Source organism: Litoribacillus peritrichatus (genome assembly GCF_039537985.1).
Lineage (GTDB): Bacteria > Pseudomonadota > Gammaproteobacteria > Pseudomonadales > Litoribrevibacteraceae > Litoribacillus > Litoribacillus peritrichatus.
This window is the reverse complement of record NZ_BAABBN010000015.1, coordinates 347,705-365,766: the sequence shown is the minus strand read 5'-3', so window position 1 is coordinate 365,766 and position 18,062 is coordinate 347,705. Positions and strand designations below refer to the sequence as shown.

Annotated in this window: 10 protein-coding genes; 8 read left to right on the top strand and 2 right to left on the bottom strand. The window is 48.3% G+C overall.

The annotated features are described in order from the left end of the window. Positions 1–64 precede the first annotated feature (64 nt). Entirely contained in the window at positions 65–2,857 is a 2,793-nt protein-coding gene (locus tag ABD744_RS21050) for a DEAD/DEAH box helicase (protein ID WP_344800573.1), read from the top strand. Positions 2,858–3,226: 369 nt separating this feature from the next. Continuing rightward, positions 3,227–3,697: an SRPBCC family protein gene (locus ABD744_RS21045; protein ID WP_344800572.1), complete on the top strand. Its 471-nt coding sequence runs from the start codon at positions 3,227–3,229 to the stop codon at positions 3,695–3,697. Positions 3,698–3,814: 117 nt separating this feature from the next. Here the strand turns inward: ABD744_RS21045 and ABD744_RS21040 are convergent, their stop codons facing one another. After that, complete coding sequence (locus ABD744_RS21040; protein WP_344800571.1) at positions 3,815–6,550, bottom strand: bifunctional acetate--CoA ligase family protein/GNAT family N-acetyltransferase; 2,736 nt, start codon at positions 6,548–6,550, stop codon at positions 3,815–3,817. A gap of 175 nt (positions 6,551–6,725) precedes the next feature. Between ABD744_RS21040 and ABD744_RS21035 the strand changes: the two genes are divergently transcribed. From ABD744_RS21035 to ABD744_RS21020, 4 genes are all read left to right on the top strand, one after another. After that, positions 6,726–7,682, top strand: a complete 957-nt coding sequence (locus tag ABD744_RS21035; RefSeq protein ID WP_344800570.1) for a histone deacetylase family protein — start codon at positions 6,726–6,728, stop codon at positions 7,680–7,682. A gap of 95 nt (positions 7,683–7,777) precedes the next feature. Beyond that, complete coding sequence (locus tag ABD744_RS21030) at positions 7,778–7,996, top strand: DUF2986 domain-containing protein (RefSeq protein WP_344800569.1); 219 nt, start codon at positions 7,778–7,780, stop codon at positions 7,994–7,996. After that, positions 7,956–8,708, top strand: coding sequence for a penicillin-insensitive murein endopeptidase (locus ABD744_RS21025; RefSeq protein ID WP_344800568.1), 753 nt, complete (start codon positions 7,956–7,958; stop codon positions 8,706–8,708). Before ABD744_RS21030 ends, ABD744_RS21025 begins: the two co-directional genes overlap by 41 nt. Before the next feature lie 35 nt (positions 8,709–8,743). Beyond that, entirely contained in the window at positions 8,744–9,169 is a 426-nt protein-coding gene (locus ABD744_RS21020; RefSeq protein ID WP_344800567.1) for a hypothetical protein, read from the top strand. Positions 9,170–9,185: 16 nt separating this feature from the next. On the opposite strand, the gene ABD744_RS21015 is transcribed toward ABD744_RS21020, so the two are convergent. After that, a complete protein-coding gene (locus ABD744_RS21015; protein ID WP_344800566.1) occupies positions 9,186–9,593 on the bottom strand; it encodes a hypothetical protein in 408 nt (135 codons plus the stop codon). A gap of 195 nt (positions 9,594–9,788) precedes the next feature. On the opposite strand from ABD744_RS21015, the gene ABD744_RS21010 reads away from it, so the two are divergent. Both ABD744_RS21010 and pbpC read left to right on the top strand, forming a co-directional pair. Next, a complete protein-coding gene (locus ABD744_RS21010) occupies positions 9,789–15,572 on the top strand; it encodes an alpha-2-macroglobulin family protein (protein ID WP_344800565.1) in 5,784 nt (1,927 codons plus the stop codon). A 22-nt stretch (positions 15,573–15,594) separates the two neighbouring features. Next, entirely contained in the window at positions 15,595–18,003 is a 2,409-nt protein-coding gene (gene pbpC, locus ABD744_RS21005) for a penicillin-binding protein 1C (RefSeq protein ID WP_344800564.1), read from the top strand. The last annotated feature ends 59 nt before the right edge of the window (positions 18,004–18,062 follow it).

The window sequence follows — 18,062 nt, the reverse complement described above, 5'->3', positions numbered from 1 at the left end:
GGGTGTGTTATACAATCAATCACCGGCCGAAAGCACAAAGCGTACATCAAAAAGGACGTGCTTCATGCAACCTAACCATCCTTGGCAAAATTTAGTCCGATTTTACAGCGACTGTTATCAGGCAGATAACAGACACGTTAACTTTTGGGACATCTTCAAATTAAAGAAGAACGACTTTGAGGTGTTCAGCGGCCAGGATGAGTTAGCCAATAACAGTCTTCCCAGATACCCGATCAATGCGAACCTGGCACAACATCTATCAAATCAGGTAACCACCTACCAACGAGAGAAGCTGTTAACCTACGGAGTCATCTTCGTAGCGGGCACACTGAAACCTGAAAACCTGGTCAAAAACAGAACGGTGTGTGCGCCACTGATTTATTATCCGGCACAACTCGTCAACTCAGACAACATCACCTACGTCGAACTGTCAGACGAAGTCCACGTTAATACCCCCTTGCTTCGCTCGATCATTACAGCTGACAACATTGACAGTGTCATGGACACCTTCCCCGCACCCAAAGACGGAAGCCATGAGTTAAACATCGGTCAAATTGCATCTTGGTTGGAGAAATTTACGATCATCGAAGACGTGCTGCCGCTCTTGAAATACCCCAAACTCGCATCAAAAGGCGAGTTAACCGAGCACGCACAAGCCTCTTCCGTTCAGGTGTTATCAGCCGCCGCCGTCGCCTTGATTGACCGACCTAAGGCTTCAAGAGGCATTGTTCATGAACTGGATGCCATCGCCAAAGCCTCTCATACCAGCCTGCCCTGCCAAGCCATTTTAGGCGGACTGCAATCAAGGTCAGCGAACACATTCCAGCAACCCGGCTCAGCATCAGTTCTGCACGCTCAACAAGGCACGTCTCGTTCCGGCGACTCATCACAGAACACGGTCAACTCCCAGCCCGAAATACTGCCTGTCCAATTAAGCACGGCTCAGCAAGACGCGTTATCTATCTGTGCATCCCAAACCTTAGGCTTAGTCTCTGGCCCACCCGGTACGGGTAAAAGCTTCACCATTGCCGCAATGATCGCGGATCGGGTACTTCATGGTGAAAAAGTATTGGTGGTCAGTGAAACCGAACAAGCCGTGGAAGTGATCGCTGAAAAACTGATGTCCGATTTCGGCATCAAAGAAGGCGTGGTTCGCGCAGGACGGGCAGAATATTTAAGAGAATTAAAATCTTACATTGATGATTTATTAAAAACAGGCACCCGCGCCGAGCCAAAAGAAAAACTGAAAAACCGGTTCCAAGAATTAAAGCTTAAACAAGCCAACGAACATCAAACTGAAGCATTATTCGTTCGTCGTGCCAAACAGTCGGTGAAATGGGGACAAGTCATTGCCCCCAAGCACCCATCTGAAACACTTGGCTGGTTCAGACGACTCAGAATCAAGCTCATCAGATACAGAGTCAAACGCGCGGCGAACCTTTGGGATCTCATGGAACAACTGGATCAGCTGAATACCCAAAAGGAAAAAATGTCGTTTGAATACATCAAACAAATTAAGAACGCCCAGCTGGAGCAAACGCTGCTCAACAGCCGTAATGATCTGGTGCATTTCAACAAAGCCTTAAAAGCCAGAACCTCATTGAAGCAGCAGTCCTTTTTCAATGAGATTGATTACGCTGTATTACTGGACGCCTTTCCCGTTTGGTTGGTCAGCCTATCGACGTTACACAAAGTACTTCCCCTGACCGAGTCACTATTCGACACCGTTATCTTTGACGAAGCCACTCAGTGTAATCTGGCCATTTCTATTCCTGCGCTGTACCGAGCCAAGCGAGTAATGGTCGTAGGAGATGCCAAACAGTTAAGCCACGTCTCTTTCCTATCATCCGCCAAAGAAAAAAGCCTGCTGGACAAGCACGGCATAGATACCAGTCAGTTTGAAGAGCACTCTTATCGCAACAACAGCTTACTGGACAAAGTTTCAGCACAAATCACCCACCAGTCATCGGTCACCATGCTGGACGAGCATTTCCGAAGTAAGTCGGACCTCATCTCTTTCAGTAACTATAAGTTTTATCGAAATCGCCTGAAAGTCATGCAACACCGGCCGGGGGCTTACGAAAACGGTAACTTGGTTTTTTATTCGTGCTCGGGAACGAGAAATAAGCAAGGCATTAATACTCAGGAAGCCAAAGCGTTGGTTGAAAAGCTCTGCGACATCGTTCAGGACGCCAAACCAATGAAGGCGAAGCCTTCCATCGGCGTGCTCTCACCCTATCGAACTCAAGCTGAGTATCTGGACAAAACCATCGCCAACCAAGTCAGCGCCGGTGATATCGAGCAACATAATATCCGGGTAGGTACCCCGTATCAGTTCCAAGGGGAAGAGCGCGATATCATGCTGTTATCGTTCAGCGTTTGTGAAAACAGCTTAAACGCCAGTGGTTATCTTAACAGAGAAGATGTATTTAACGTTGCAATCACCCGAGCGAAGCAAAAACAATGGGTGTTTGTGTCTGTTTCACCCGAGAAGCTGCACATCAACAATCTTTTGAGGCAATACATAGAAAGCCCGACGCAAACTACGTCAGCCAATGAAACCTCAGAAACGCTGGATTATTTTCAGGAGGTGGTCTGTCATCATCTGTCAAAACATCAGATAACCACCTGGAAAGGCTATACCATTGCAGGCCAGACCATGGACATCTTATGCCGCAAGCACGAGAAATTTGTGGCCATTGACCTCATCGGTTTTCCGGGCGAATGGCAGGATTTTTACGATACCTCATCCTATAAGGTATTCAGGCGAGCGGGCTTAACGGTTGTTCCAATCTGTTATGCGGACTGGATTGAAAACTCAGAATCCTGTTTGTCGTCCGTACTTGCTAACCTCTGATCCGCATTCGCGTACTGCTAAAACGAGCACGGTTCCTAAATCTTCAGCGAACTGCATCACTTCCTATCAGGCTGTTGATTTTCGTTATCGAGGCAGGACTAACAAGGCAAAATCAGGCGAAAACGCGGAGTTTATAATTTATAAATGAGCATTTTGAGCCTGATTTTAACGCCGTTAGGGCAACACAGATAGAAAACCAACAACCTGCTAAGGTTTATGACGCTTTGGCACTTCCATCTTCCCCTTCACTGCCTCTACAATACCGTTACACAATAAAAATGTAATGAACGCAGATTGAAAGCCCGCTTTCACTCAGACGCCTCACTACAAAAAATAATCACTGATAAGATAAATCTGAAAGGAACCACAATGGCTTTTGACGTTTCCATTGAAATCAATAAATCATTTTCTGTTGCAGCGGACGCTGATCTTGTATTTAAACTATTGGCCGATGTACCTGAATCCACCAGCCATTTTCCGAAGTTAGAGAACCTGGTCAAAGAAGGCGAAAACGTATATCGCTGGGAAATGGAAAAAGTAGGCGCAGGCTCCGCATCCATTCAAACCATATACGCTTGTGAATACGCATCCGATCCAAGCACGCGTGATATTTCCTGGAAACCGGCAAAAACCAGTGACAGCAACGGTAAAGTTGCGGGCACCTGGAAAATCACCGAAGGCGCCAATGGCGGCACAGACATCGAGTTCGCAACTCAGGCAACACTGACTTTGCCACTGCCAAAACTGACGCGCGCCATGATCACACCCGTGGTTAAAAGTGAATTTGAAACCATCGTCGATAAATACATCACAAACTTAGGCGTTGTGTTTAAAGATTAACGCCTTAGTAAAACTAAAAAGGCTTTCAATCAGAAGCCTTTTTAGTATTCAGCATTCTGCTTCTACAAAACCTATTCTTAAGCAAAATTACGACTGACTCTGAAACTCTGCGATCGGTTAACCATTCGCCAGTGCTTGAAACCTGACTTTTTGCCAATCTTCACTCGGCCTATTTAACTTCAGGAAGAGTTCACAAACCTGTTCTTCCGAGTTATAACAACTTTCAAAGCCTAACTTCTCTGCCAATCTCAGCATCGCTGAATTTTCGGGTAACACAGTTCCGATCATGGCCAGTGTCTTTCTTTGTTTGCAATAGCCAATCATTTTATTCATCAACGTCACCCCTAAGCCTTCGCCCTTCTGATCATCCCGTACCATGACCGCAAACTCAGCAGACACATTGTCCGGGTCGGTCCAGGTTCTGACTTCACCAATGATCCGGTCTTCTCCAAACTGATTCTGGCTTACCGCTACAAACGCCATTTCCCGGTCGTAATCAATTTGAGTCAAACGGGCGATTTCCGTGGCCGAAAAACGCGCCTGACGATGAAAAAACCGGAACCGGTTGGCTTCCGGTGAAATGCTGTTCTGAAAATCAATCATCGCATGAGCATCTTCGGCCCGAATCGGCCGAATGATGACGCCGGTTTTCGAGCGTTTTAAGACCACAGGCTCAATCAACTGTTCAGGATAGCCTTGAAAAAGAGACGGTTTTTTCGAGGCAGCAATACCGGATGCATCGTAAATCACCAACTTATCTTTACGGTGGAATTGCGCCGAAATTTCCAACAACCCAAGCGTAGGCTGATCCATCACCATCTGAGATAAAGACACCAACGCCTTCGCCAGAATTTTCTTCTGAAGTTCACCTACACCGCCATTTTCCTGCAATAAATGCGAAACGTAGGAACGACGGATTAAGTCACCGGCAAGCGTCATATTTAACGGAGGAAAAGCCACCTGTCGGTCGGATCGAATGTTCACCGTAGAACCGCCCGCGCCAAAGAAAATCAACGGCCCGAATTTTTCATCCCGGGTTACCCCAAAGTTAAACTGCAAACCAAAGGACGGCGCCAACACCTTCTGCGCGCTGTACATCAACACCGGATTCTCCGGGTCATGCTGTTGGTAACGTTTAAGCAACGTCTCCGCTGCGTCTTTCAATTCCGCCTGATCACTGACATTTCGCTGACAACCCCGCCACTTCAAAGGGTCATCGCGATATGAAAACGGCGTTAACCGGCGGGTATTAATCAGAGTGAGGTTCACCGGAAACCCTAACTTTTCAACGTTACGTTGCAAGCCAGGGATGTCATCGGCGAATACCGTGTCCACCATTTCAAAACCGTACAGTTTCACCAGTTCGACCATGGTATCCGGGTTCAACACACAACCCGGCGTGTATCGTTTGAATAACTTTTTGGAACCTTCCTTACTGCCGGGCAAATTCAATCGCACCGGCGTTTCCCGCAAGATGGATTTGGTAAAGTGATAATTCATCGCATGGCGGTAAGCCTGTGTGGCAATTTCAGGGCTATTGAACGAAGGAATAGAATGCTCATCAAACAAGTCCCTGGCTTTTTGCAAACTGCTTTCGCCGACCCAACACATCAACATAGGTACTTTTACTGTGGAGCAATGTTCCACCAACTGTTCAGCAATTGTCATCGAGTGTGCATGAGCACTGGGGACGTGCAACACCATCAGAATGTCGACGTTCGGGTCTGCCGATATGATCTGCGCGACCTTCAGGTAAATCTCCGCCGAAGCGCCCACATCCAGATCCACCGGATTACGGTGCGACCAGTATTTGGGTAAAACTTTACTGAGCTTAGCCACCGTTTCCTGACTCAAGTTCGCCAACAGGTCACGCCCTTGGTCGTACAAGCGATCGCTGGCCACCATCGCCATTCCGATACTGTTCGACAAAATCGCCAGACGATGCCCCTTAAACCGCTTTTGCTGTTCAAGAATCGGCAAACTCTCCATCAGGTCAATCGGTGTTTTAAGATGCATTACCCCTAAACGCCTGAACATCTGGCGATAAATTCTGCCGGAATCCTGAATGCCTTCCGCCAAACCGCTGTCCTTGCCATCGTATAAACCATTGCTGTCACCGGAGCGCACCGCCACCACCAGTTTGGCTTTTGCTGCGGCACCGACCGCAGCAACAAACTTATCCGGTCGCTTAATGTCTTCCACATGAAGCACTATGACTTTGACTGATCGATTCAAAGACAAGTAGTCAACGATGTCAGCAAGGTCCACATCGCCCCGGTCATCCAGGTTAATGAAATGAGAAAAGCCGAACCCTCTTGCGTACGCCCAGTCCAGTATGCTGCTCGCCACCGTGCCAGACTGGCCGACGTAAGCCACGCTGCCCGGCAGAATAGGTAAATGGCCATAGCTGATATTGATCGGATTGACTGAAGACATCAGACCCAGGGTATTGGGGCCAATCACCCGGATATTATGAGCCTTGGCCAAACGCAACACCGCAAGATTGATGTTGTTGTCTACCCAACTGTGTTTGCGTGACAGCCCGCCGGTCAGCAACATCACTGCGCGCACACCTTTCCACACTAATTGCTGCATAATCAGCAGTAAAGTTTCCGGTGGCGTACACACCACAGCCAGATCGAGTTTTTCGGGTAAAGATTTGATTCTTTTGTAGGTAGGAACCCCTAAAATGTCGTCCTGGCGGTGTTTATTGACAGCGTATACCGCGCCTTGGTAATCGCTTTCCACCAAATTTTTCAGGACAATCTGTCCCATCTTGCCTTCTTTTACGGACGCGCCAATCACAGCGATGGACTTCGGTTCGAAAAAGTATTTAAGATATTTCGTTGCCATGACGAACTGACTCCAGGTTCTTCTCTATTCCATTGAAAAGCAGTATATTTCGGTTCTTAATTGAAAGCACCGTTAAAGTACGCGCCAGATCAATGTTTTGTGCATTGGTTGGTGTTAGCGTTTAATTAAATTCACAGCGCCGTCACAAAAATAAACCAGGATTAAGAATCGCTTTATGCCTGTCACCTTAATAAGCCACCCTGCTTGCCTAAAGCATTCGATGACCGATCACCATCCGGAATGTCCTGAGCGTTTAACCAAAATCATGGCCCACCTGGAAAAACAACCCTTCTACGATGACCTGAAAAAAGTACAGGCCACCAAGGCCGACCGAAAATGGGTAGAAGCCATTCACCCGGCCGGTTACATCGACCAACTCGAAGGGCTCGAACCGGAACACGGTTTAATCATGGTAGATCATGATACTGCCCTACGACCTGGCTCGATGGACTCCATATGGTACGCAGCCGGCGCCGGTTTAAATGCCGTGGATGAAGTCATTGGCGGTGACAGCCGGGTTGCCTTCTGTGCCACTCGCCCGCCAGGACATCACGCTGAACCCCGAAAAGCCATGGGCTTTTGCTTTTTCAGCAACATCGCTATCGCCGCCAAATACGCCCTTGACCACTATGGCCTGGAGCGCGTTGCCATCATTGATTTTGATGTCCATCAAGCTAACGGCACCATTGAATGCCTCAAAGATGACCCAAGAGCATTAGTCTGCACGTCGTTTCAACACCCTTATTACCCGAACAGCCATTGGTACGGTTTGCCCGAGCACATCGTTAACCTGCCCATCGACGAACACACCAACGGCAGCTTCATTCGCAAGGCCGTCCACGATATCTGGGAGCCAGCACTTGAAATTCATCAGCCTCAGCTTATTTTAATTTCTGCCGGTTTCGATGCTCACCGACTGGACGCCATGGCTCAGGTTGACTGGGAAACACGCGATTACGCCTGGATCACTCGCTGGGTCCAGAATATGGCCTACAAATACTGCCAGGGAAAAATGGTCAGTATGCTGGAAGGGGGTTACGCTTTATGTTCTCTGCCACAGTGCGTTGCAGCCCACATCGGCGTATTTGTCGGGGATGAAAAAGCCATGATGCTTTCCAGAGTGCAGCAATAATTACCAGCCCACCATGATGTTTTCAGTATTTTTAGCCGATTGAATGAACTCAAGGTATAATTCCTGAATTCATTCCATTTTCGTTGTAACACATCATGAATCGTCGTAAAAAAGTTAAAGAAACGCTGAAAAAGAAAGCCAAAAAAGCCAACATCAAAAAGGACCTTACGCTTAACCCTTCGAAGAAAAAGCCCCGCTACATCTCAAAAGCAGAGCGAGCCAAAATGGAAGCCGAGCAGTCATCGGCCGAAGCGTTAACGCAAACAAATACCGATGGATCTGAAACCGGTACAACCACAGAACAAAGCAGTTAAGCCCAGTTCGGCCAAAGGCAAGGACTTAAATTACCGAGCGTTATTGGCCGGGCTCTTCTTTACGCTCGCTTTAACGCAGGAAAGCGCCTTTGCCCAAACAAGCACTTGTTACGGCACCACCGCCAACGGCCGTTTAGAAAACGGCGTTCAGCTGCCTCATGAAGGCGATAACTTTGTAGGCTACAGTCGTATAGGGCAATTGCTCGGACGCACTTATGTCCACTCGGAAGTTCACACCATCATAACGAACGCTTATCGTCGCCTTGAGTCAGAACACCCCAGTAAAGTTTATAAATATGCGGAAACCGGCTTTGAAGAAGGCGGTCCGTTTCGCCCCCATAAGACGCATCAAAATGGCCTTTCAGCCGACTTTATGACGCCTATTCACAATGAATTAGGCGATTCTGTGCATTTGCCCACAAACCCCCTGAACAAATGGGGATACAATATTGAATTCAACAACCGTGGTCAGTTTGAAAATTATTCCATTGATTACGAAGCCTTGGCTGCGCACTTGGTTGCGTTGCATAAAGAAGCAAAACAACTTGGCTTTGATCTCTGGCGAGTAATATTCGACCCCAAGTTGCAACCAAAACTCTTTGAGACTCAATACGGCCCTTATCTTAAAAAACACATTCAGTTTTCTAAGAAGCCATCTTGGGTAAGGCACGACGAACACTACCATGTAGATTTCGAGGTGCCATGTAAATAATCTGTTTAACTGATAAAAGAAGTCACGTGTTCCGAATGATAAAAAGTCAATACATCACTTTATTCGCTATCTTATCTGCCATATCACTTCTGGCCATGGGAACTCTGAACTTAGCCACACCGACGTGTGCAATTACCATACAGAGCGAGCGACTCATTCAATTGATCTCGTTACTGATCGTTATTCCTACCTTAGTGCCTTTTTTGGCTTATTCGTATTATTCCAAAACCGATGCGTCCCGCCATCTTGTTGTTTTCTTACTTCCTTTCGTGGCGTTTAATGTCATCAGTTCTGCTCAGCGTCACCATAACATCATGGAGCCACTTAAAAACTCATTCAGCCTGATCTCAGTGTCTTACGCATCCGGGAGTGAAAACCAGATGGCATCGGTTTCAACCAACGCCCATGGTTCGTTTTCGCTGGCCGAAAACGCTCAAACCGATTGCCTACGGACTCGCTAATTCACTTACGGATTCATTAATTCACTTGTGGCGGAATGGTTCTTGGTTCCCAAGACCACCACTCGTGCTCACCTTCGTTTGAATCGTCTTGTTTTTGTTGAATATCCCAGGTCACGAAATAATCCGGGTTCTTAACATCAACGTTATTTTCAGAATTTCGATAATGCCCTTTTGGCGCAATAAACCAGGCACTGAGTGAAGGTGGCAACACAAATAAATCCGGGTCTTCCTGACCTGAGCTGTCCACAGCAATGATGTTAGAAGCCTCTTCGGTTTGATTATCCAAACGGACAGCAATTCCATTTTCTTCATGCACAGAAATCACTGACCCCGAAAGCTGAACCTGCTTTAGCAAGTCACCAGCAGCGTTAAAATAAGTTAGTCCAATTAAACAGGTTTTATTTAACAGGTCATCAAGTGTCATATCAGGGTGTCAACTCATCAGTAAATAATCGAAAGAATGTGATGCAGTTTACCAGTTTTTAATCATGAACTCAGTTTCGGCTGTTTTTAATCATTACTTCCAAAGTTTCAGCGGCTATAATTCACCCACTATCATGTACGTCCAGAATGTACCATTCGACATGTCTACTAATAACCAGCAAGGAGCTGCGACACTATGTTCGCTATTACGTCAGGGTTGATGTCCGTTATCGCCATGATCGTCAAAATCGTGTTATTTCCGATTCTTTGGCCGTTTAAATTCCTCTTCAACCGTTTGCTCGGTTTCAGTTGGTCAACGCCCGGCTGGTTGCAATCCCTTAACGGCAAACGCAGAGCATCTCCGGGCAAATTCTGGTCGAGTTTGGTGACGCTGGTTATCCTGATCGGCGGCGGTTACACCGGTTATCAGTGGTACCAGTCGATACCTGAGCCCGCCCAGGTACTGGCCCAGATAACTGCGCCAGACGTGTCGGCGAATACCGAAGTGGTGCACCCGCAACCGCTGGATATTTACTTTAAATACGATTATTCAAAAAACTCCGTCATTCCTGATGGCCAGTTATCCGTCGCACGCATTGAAGACGTTGATAAAGAAATCACCAAAGGCATTCGTTTGTTCCCGAACAAAGCCGGTAAATGGCAGTGGTTGGGCGACAAGCACATCCGATTCGTCCCGAAACAAGACTGGCCGGCCGCTCAAACCTACAAAGTCACGTTTGATCAATCCATGTTCGCAGAATCCGTACTGATGAGTGAGCTTGAATACGAATTCACCACCGCTGAGTTTTTTGTCCGCGCTGAAAATTTCCGCCTCTACAAAGATCCGACCAAAAAGAGCGAACAACGCTTGGTGGCTACCCTGTCTTTCAGCCACCCCGTGGATAAAGAATCACTGAAGGAACACCTTGAGCTTCAAATTAAAAACACCAAAAACGCGACAGCCAGCATTGAGCGTCAGACGTTCGAAATCAACTACGGCTTAAACGACCGCGAAGCTTACATTAAAAGTGCTCCGATTCAGTTGCCCGAATCAGAAAAATACGCACACCTGGTGTTAGGCAAAGAAGTCAAAGCTGCGGCCAACGGTGCCAAGTTTAAATCCGAAATTAATAAAAAAATCCTGCTCCCGGATGCGTCAACTTTCCTGAAAGTCAGTCAAGCGAATTTCAGAATTTTACGTAATGAAGAAAACAAGCCAGAGCAAATTTTAACGCTGCAATTCACCGACAGCATTTCTGTGGACGAAATTAACAAAAAACTTGAAATCCACCTTCTGCCAAAGAGCAAAAAAAGCTGGAACATTTCACGCGCCGAACGGGCCAACCTGAGCAACACCAAACTCCCTTTGACCCTGCTTGAAAACGAACGGGACTTCTCTAAGTTCTATAACGTAAAACTGGACGTCCCCGAAAACCGCTCGGTTTACATCAAAGTGAACTCAGGGTTGTTATCCACCAGCGATTACAAACTCACCAAAAACTATCAAAAAGTATTCCGGGCACCCGACTACCCGCGAGAAACCAAAATCATGGGCGAAGGTTCGTTGATGTCACTCAATGGCGATCAAACCTTGAGCTTCATGGCACGCGGTCATAAAGCCATCAAAGTCTCCTTAGGCAAACTGGTGGATCATCAATTAAACCACCTGATCAGCCAAACCGGTGGCGATATTTCCAGCCCTTATTTCAATAACTACTTATTCGATCAAAACAACATTGTTTCTAACTACGACCAAGTCATTCGTTTAAGCCCAAGTCACCCGAAGGAATTAAACTACGCCTCATTACCTTTGACCCCTTACCTGAAAAAGCAAGGCATGGGCGTGTTCTTCGTCAAAGTGGAAGGCTGGAATCCAAAGCACAATTACCGCGAATACGGCACCGAAGACCAACGATTGATCATAGTGACCGATCTTGGCGTCATCGTGAAAAAAACCAACGATTACAACCGCCAAAACGTATTCGTCCAGTCTCTCAGCAAAGGCTTGCCAGTGAGCAACGCCAAGGTGGAAGTGCTGGGCAAAAACGGGTTGCCGGTATTCAGTGGCCACACCAATGATTCCGGCATGGTCGAAATTCACGACCTGTCCAAGCTGTCCAGAGAAAAAGCGCCGACCGTTTACGTGGTCAGCCAAGGCAAAGATGTTTCCTTCCTGCCATTCGATAACGGTTACCGCCGAATCAACTACTCGCGTTTTGATATTTCCGGCAGTCGAAATACCGGAAACAATAACAGCCGTTTAACTGCCTTTGTCTTCTCCGACCGGGGAATTTATCGCCCAGGCGAAACCGTTAAACTGGCCAGTATCGTTAAAAACCGCAACTTTAAAAACAGTGAAGGCATTCCGCTTGAATTTGAAATCAAAGACTCACGCAACAAACGAGTTCTTAAAAAGAAACTGAAACTCAATAAAGAAGGTTTCTTTGATATCGAGCTAAAAACCGAAGCCACCAGCAACACCGGTAATTACTTTGCCAGCGTGTACCTGCTGACCAAGCGCGGTTATCGTGATTACCGCTTAGGCGGAGTTAACTTCAAAGTAGAAGAGTTCCAGCCTGATACGTTAAAAATCGCCACCGAGATCACACCGAAACAATCGAAAGGTTGGTTAAATCAACCGGCGCTCGTAGGCAAAGTCACGCTTAAAAACTTATTTGGTACGCCGGCACAAGATCGTAAAGTTCACGGCACGCTAGAACTAACGCCGATCTCTTTTGGCTTCCCTGAGTTCCGTGCTTATAACTTCATCGACCCATTGCGGGATGATCGTGCTCAGCTGCGCAGCGTCACCGAAACGCTGGAAAGCCAAACAACCGACGCCGACGGTTTGGCCCAATTCAGCATGGACATCTCCCAGTACGACAAAGGCACCTACCGCTTGAACTTTAAAGCCGAAGGTTTTGAAGCGGGCGGTGGCCGCAGCGTGATTGCATCCAGCAGTGCACTGGTATCGCCATTGAATAAATTGGTCGGGTATAAAACCGACGGCGAACTGAACTACCTGAAAAAAGACCAGGCGCGTCAGCTTTCTTTCATTGGCATCAATCACCAACTTGAAAAAGTAAACCTGGGCGAAGTCACTCTGAAGCGCATTTTCAAACAACCCATTTCAACCTTGGTGATGGCCAACGACGGCACCTATTCGTATCAATCGGTGATCAAAGACAGATTACAAGACGAAACACGGATGGCGCTGACGGCTAAAGGCCTGGATATGCACCTCTACACCGAAAAAGCCGGTCAATATCAACTGCAAATGTACAGCGAACAAGGCGAGCTGCTGACCAAAGTCGACTACCACGTAGTTGCCGCCGGCAATATGGCCGGTCAATTGGAAAAGAACGCTGAACTGACGCTGAAACTCGATCGCAGAGACTACAAAGCCGGTGATACCATTGAAATGAACATCATCGCGCCTTACTCAGGCTCCGGTTTGATCACCATCGAAAGCGATAAAGTGCATAACCACAAGTGGTTCAAAACCAGCACCAACAGCACCGTTGAAACCATCAAAGTACCTGCTGGCTTAGAAGGCAACGCCTACGTTAACGTCACATTTGTTCGCTCGCCAGACTCCAAGGAAGTATTCACCAGCCCGTTAAGTTATGCGGTGAAACCGTTCAACATTGACCGAAGTGCCCGTGAAGTCGACATCACCTTAAATACCGAACCTCTGGTACGGCCAGGCTCGCCAATGAAAATCGGATACAAAACCGATAAACCTTCCCGAATCGTAGTGTTTGCCGTGGACGAAGGCATTCTTCAGGTGGCGAAATACCAGCAACCGAAACCGCTCGATCACTTCCTGACTAAGCTTGCTTTGCAGGTCAACACGTACCAGATTCTGGACTTAATTCTGCCGGAATACCGCATTCTGATGGAACAAGCCGGTATCGGTGGCGGCGCTGAAAGCATGAAACTGCTGGGTGCCAACCTGAATCCGTTCAGCCGAACCGTTGATAAACCTGCGGTCTACTGGTCTGGCATTGTCCATGCCGACGCCACAGAACGCACTTTGACCTTCAACGTGCCGGATACCTTCAGTGGCAATTTGAAAGTCATGGCCGTTGCCGTCAGTGACAGCGCTATGGGCGCCACCAGCAAAGACAGCATCGTTCGTGGTCCGTTTGTGTTATCGCCTAATGTGTTAACCGTTGCTGCGCCAAACGATGCGTTTGATGTGGTGGTTGGCGTGGCCAATGGCATCGAAGGTTCTGGCGACAACGCCGACATCAAAGTTTCAGTCAAGGTTTCTGACAACCTGTCCGTCGTTGGTGATAGCAAAACACAATTGATCATCGGCGAAGGCAGCGAGAAAAAAGCCCGCTTCAAATTGATTGCAAAGTCGGATCAGCAAGGATCTGTGCTTGGCGAAGCGAAAGTTACCTTCATCGCTCAGCACAAAAACGAGATTTCAGAACGTTCTGCCACCCTGAGCCTGCGTCCGGCGTCATCCTACGCCACCCGAGTGAAAACCGGTTACAGCGAAGACAAGGTAGAACTGAACCTGAACCCTACCTTGTATTCGGCGTTCAGTGACAAAACCGCAACAGCGTCAGCCAGCCCTATGGTTCTGACACAAGGCCTTACAGAATATCTGAACAACTACATCCATGGTTGTACCGAGCAAGTGGTCAGTAAAGTGTTCCCTTGGGTCACCCTGTCCCAGGAGCGACCTGAACAGCAAACTGAAACCCGAGAGAAACTGAATGCTCTGTTTGATAAGCTTCGCTCTCGCCAAACCTCCGACGGCGGCTTTGGATATTGGCAAAACGGTCGCAGCTACGCCTTCCCGACCTTGTATGCCGCGCACTTATTAACGGAAGCAAAACTCTACGGTTACTCGGTGCCGAAAGAACTGCTTGATCGTGCTTTGGAAAAAGTACGAGACATCGCCAGAACCCAAACCAATAATTTGCGCGCAGCAAGACTAAGAGCGATCGCCATCTACCTGTTAACACGCAACCAAATTGTTGCTACCAGTTACCTGGTCGATATTCACGAAACGCTTCAGGCTGGTAACAGCAACTGGCAGCAAGACATCACCGCCGTCTATCTGGCAGCCAGTTACCAACTGCTGAAGAAACAAGATGTGGCGGAAGAATTAGTCAGCCATTATCAACTTGGCAAGCCTGCCCATGAACGTACCGATTTCCAGTCGGAACTGACGATGGACGCCCAGTACGTTTACCTGATTTCCAGCCACTTCCCGGAACAGCAAAAAGCGTTGGATGTGCACAGCACCATCATGAGCTTGTTAAAAGCACCGATAAATGGCCGGATCAATACCATCAGCTCGTCTTACACCACCATGGCGCTGAGTGCATACAGTCAACAGAACCGCAACCAGTTTGGTCAGGACAGTGTCGAGTTTACCGACATAAGCAAAGCCTTGGCGGAGCACAAGAAACTGGCACTGAACACCAACGCCGATTTCCCGGAAGTGGATCTGTCGTTATCCAGCAGCGCACTTGAAATTGCAGCTTCACACCCTGTTTTCTATCAAACCATTCAGAGCGGGTTTGACTCTAAACTGCCGTCAGAAGCCAATTACCAAGGCCTTGAAGTCTTCAAAGAATACCTCGATGACGAAGGCAACGTGATTGCTGAAATCGCTCAAGGTCAGGAAGTGAATGTTCGCCTTCGTATCCGGGCGACCAGCGGCGATACAGTGACCAACACAGCCATCATTGATTTGCTGCCCGGAGGGTTTGAAATCGTACGCAGCTCAGTACCAAGAGAAAGCGGTTACTGGCAGTCTGACTACGTAGACGTTCGCGAAGACCGAGTGGTGTTCTACGGTCAATTTGACAAAGGCGTGACCGAATTGAATTACCGAGTGAAAGCCACTTCTGCAGGCCAGTTCACGGTGCCTGCGGTGTACGGTGAGTCCATGTATGACCCGGCAATTTTCGGGCATTCAGCGGCGGGTACAATTACGGTTAACGCCGACGACTGATTGACGACTGATTAAGAGCACAATGGGAGCCACTGCAAACACCAAATCTGCCTTTAAACCGATCATCAAGTCCTTGATGTTCGGTTTAAGCGGCCTATTTCTGATAAGCCTTTTGGCTTTGTGGTTGTCCCCCAAACCCACTCTCTTTTCATGGCAAACCTGGTCGACCGCCTATTTTGACCGCCAAGGCAACTTGCTGAGGCTGACCCTGGCTGACGATGACAAATATCGGCTAAAAAGCCCGCTGACCCAAATATCACCCCACCTGACCAAAGCCACCTTACTGTACGAAGATCAATACTTCTTCGAACACCCCGGGGTTCATGTACCTGCCTTATGGCGTGCGTTCTGGAGCACTTACGTACTGAAAGAACGTCAGATTGGCGCTTCCACCATCAGTATGCAGCTGGCCAGAATTGCGTTTGGCATCGACTCTTCCACTCTGCCCGGTAAATTCCTGCAAATGGCCGGAGCCTTATGGATTGAGCGGCATTACACCAAACAACAAATTCTGGAAGCCTATTTAAACCGGGTGCCTTACGGCGGCAACATCGAAGGCGTATATGCCGCCAGTTTGATATATTTTCAAAAAAAACCATCGCAACTGAACCCGGCGGAAGCCATGGCGCTGGCGGTGATTCCGCAAAACCCGTCCAAACGTAACCCGGTCACCGCCTCTGGTTACCAAGCCATGACAGAAGCCAGAGCGCGGCTCTTCGGCCGTTGGCAAGCAACCTCCGATGAAGCCGAAACAAACCCGGAGTCACTGAAACTTTGGATGAGCATGCCGTTGCAAATTCATACCACCCGGGATTTGCCGTTTCATGCCCCGCACTTCATTGAGCATTTGCGCAAAACACGGCGGGACTTAAACAACGAAGTCATCACCAGCCTCAGCTTAAAACATCAAACCAAAGTAGAACGCTGGACACGGCTTTGGTTACAGCAACAAGCCAAACTCAAATTAAATAATGCCGGAGCCATCTTACTTAACCACCGCAGCATGGAAGTGGAAGCCTGGCTCGGTTCTGCCAACTTCTTTAATAATGCCATTGAAGGGCAAGTGGACATCGTCACCGCCAAACGATCTCCGGGTTCAACCCTCAAGCCTTTCGTCTACGGCCTCGCTTTGGAACAAGGCATCATCCACCCGAAAAGTTTGTTGAAAGACACCCCCAGCCGGTACGCAGCATACACCCCTGAAAATTACGATCTGGCTTACGCTGGCCCTATTTCCGCCACCGACGCGCTGATTTCCAGCCGTAACGTACCGGCCGTTCGACTTACGGCCAAACTTAAAAACCCCGGTTTGTATGATTTTCTGAAACAAGCCAACATTACCGAAATGAAACCCAAGCACCATTATGGCCTGTCCCTGGCGCTTGGCGGTATGGAAGTGACTATGCTGGAAATGGCTCAGCTTTATGCTGTTTTGGCCAATCAGGGGGAATGGCAACCCACGCAACTGGTTGTGTTAAATGCACGTCAAAAAGCCACCCTTCGGATGGCACCAGAGAAACAATTAATGCAGCCCGAAAGTGCCTGGCTGACCGAAAAAATGCTGCAACAAAACCCAGCCACCGACGAAACCGGTCTGGATCAAATCATTGAAGTCAGCCATCAGCAAAAACCCATAGCCTGGAAAACCGGAACCTCATTTGCTTTTCGCGATGCCTGGGCGGCGGGCTTTGATGATCAATACGTGTTGATTGTCTGGCTGGGCCATTTCAACAGCGACAGCAACCCGAACCTGATTGGTCGCTCCGCCGCCGGGCCGCTGTTTTTCAACATCCTCAGAGACCTGCAAGCCAGTGCCGCAAACAATACTCACGCCTCAGAACCGAACCGAAAGCCACCGCCAGAGAACGTCAAACAAGTTGATATATGCAGTTCAACCGGCGCCTTACCCGGTCGCTTCTGCCCAAGAACCGAAAAGGGCTGGTTTATTCCTGGGGTTTCTCCCATCACCGTCTCGGACGTGTACCGCGAGATTCCCATCGTCACAGCCACAGGCAAACGTGCATGTTATCCACAGCCCGAACGAACCCATATGAAAATCTTTGAGTTCTGGCCATCAGACGTCCTGAGGTTGTTTCAAATGGCAGGCATTCAACGCAAACAACCGCCGCCTTTTGAACAGCAGTGCGACTTGGCCGACCTGGCGACCGGAGGCACCAAGCCGGTCATACAAAGCCCGCTTAACCGCCTTATCTATCAAATTGCCAACGGCAAAGATGAAGTGCCTCTGCAAGCCACTGTGGATGCGGACGTGGAACACACCTACTGGTTCCTGAACCAGAGTTATTTAGGCCAGTCACATAAAAATAAGCCTTTTTTCTGGAAAGCCAAACCCGGTTACTACCAATTAACGGCCGTGGACGATCGCGGGTTAAGCGATGCAATTGAGTTTGAAGTCAGGAAAATCAATTAAACCGACAAGCTCCATCAGCTCGCTCATTAGAGCTGTGGATAAACTTGTCCTTCTAACTG

What these genes read in the sequence shown, in the direction of transcription:
- ABD744_RS21050 (WP_344800573.1), top strand. Translation starts at nt 65, where the DNA reads ATGCAACCTAACCATCCTTGGCAAAATTTAGTCCGATTTTACAGCGAC.
- ABD744_RS21045 (WP_344800572.1), top strand. Translation starts at nt 3,227, where the DNA reads ATGGCTTTTGACGTTTCCATTGAAATCAATAAATCATTTTCTGTTGCA.
- ABD744_RS21040 (WP_344800571.1), bottom strand. Translation starts at nt 6,550, where the DNA reads ATGGCAACGAAATATCTTAAATACTTTTTCGAACCGAAGTCCATCGCT.
- ABD744_RS21035 (WP_344800570.1), top strand. Translation starts at nt 6,726, where the DNA reads ATGCCTGTCACCTTAATAAGCCACCCTGCTTGCCTAAAGCATTCGATG.
- ABD744_RS21030 (WP_344800569.1), top strand. Translation starts at nt 7,778, where the DNA reads ATGAATCGTCGTAAAAAAGTTAAAGAAACGCTGAAAAAGAAAGCCAAA.
- ABD744_RS21025 (WP_344800568.1), top strand. Translation starts at nt 7,956, where the DNA reads ATGGATCTGAAACCGGTACAACCACAGAACAAAGCAGTTAAGCCCAGT.
- ABD744_RS21020 (WP_344800567.1), top strand. Translation starts at nt 8,744, where the DNA reads ATGATAAAAAGTCAATACATCACTTTATTCGCTATCTTATCTGCCATA.
- ABD744_RS21015 (WP_344800566.1), bottom strand. Translation starts at nt 9,593, where the DNA reads ATGACACTTGATGACCTGTTAAATAAAACCTGTTTAATTGGACTAACT.
- ABD744_RS21010 (WP_344800565.1), top strand. Translation starts at nt 9,789, where the DNA reads ATGTTCGCTATTACGTCAGGGTTGATGTCCGTTATCGCCATGATCGTC.
- pbpC (WP_344800564.1), top strand. Translation starts at nt 15,595, where the DNA reads ATGGGAGCCACTGCAAACACCAAATCTGCCTTTAAACCGATCATCAAG.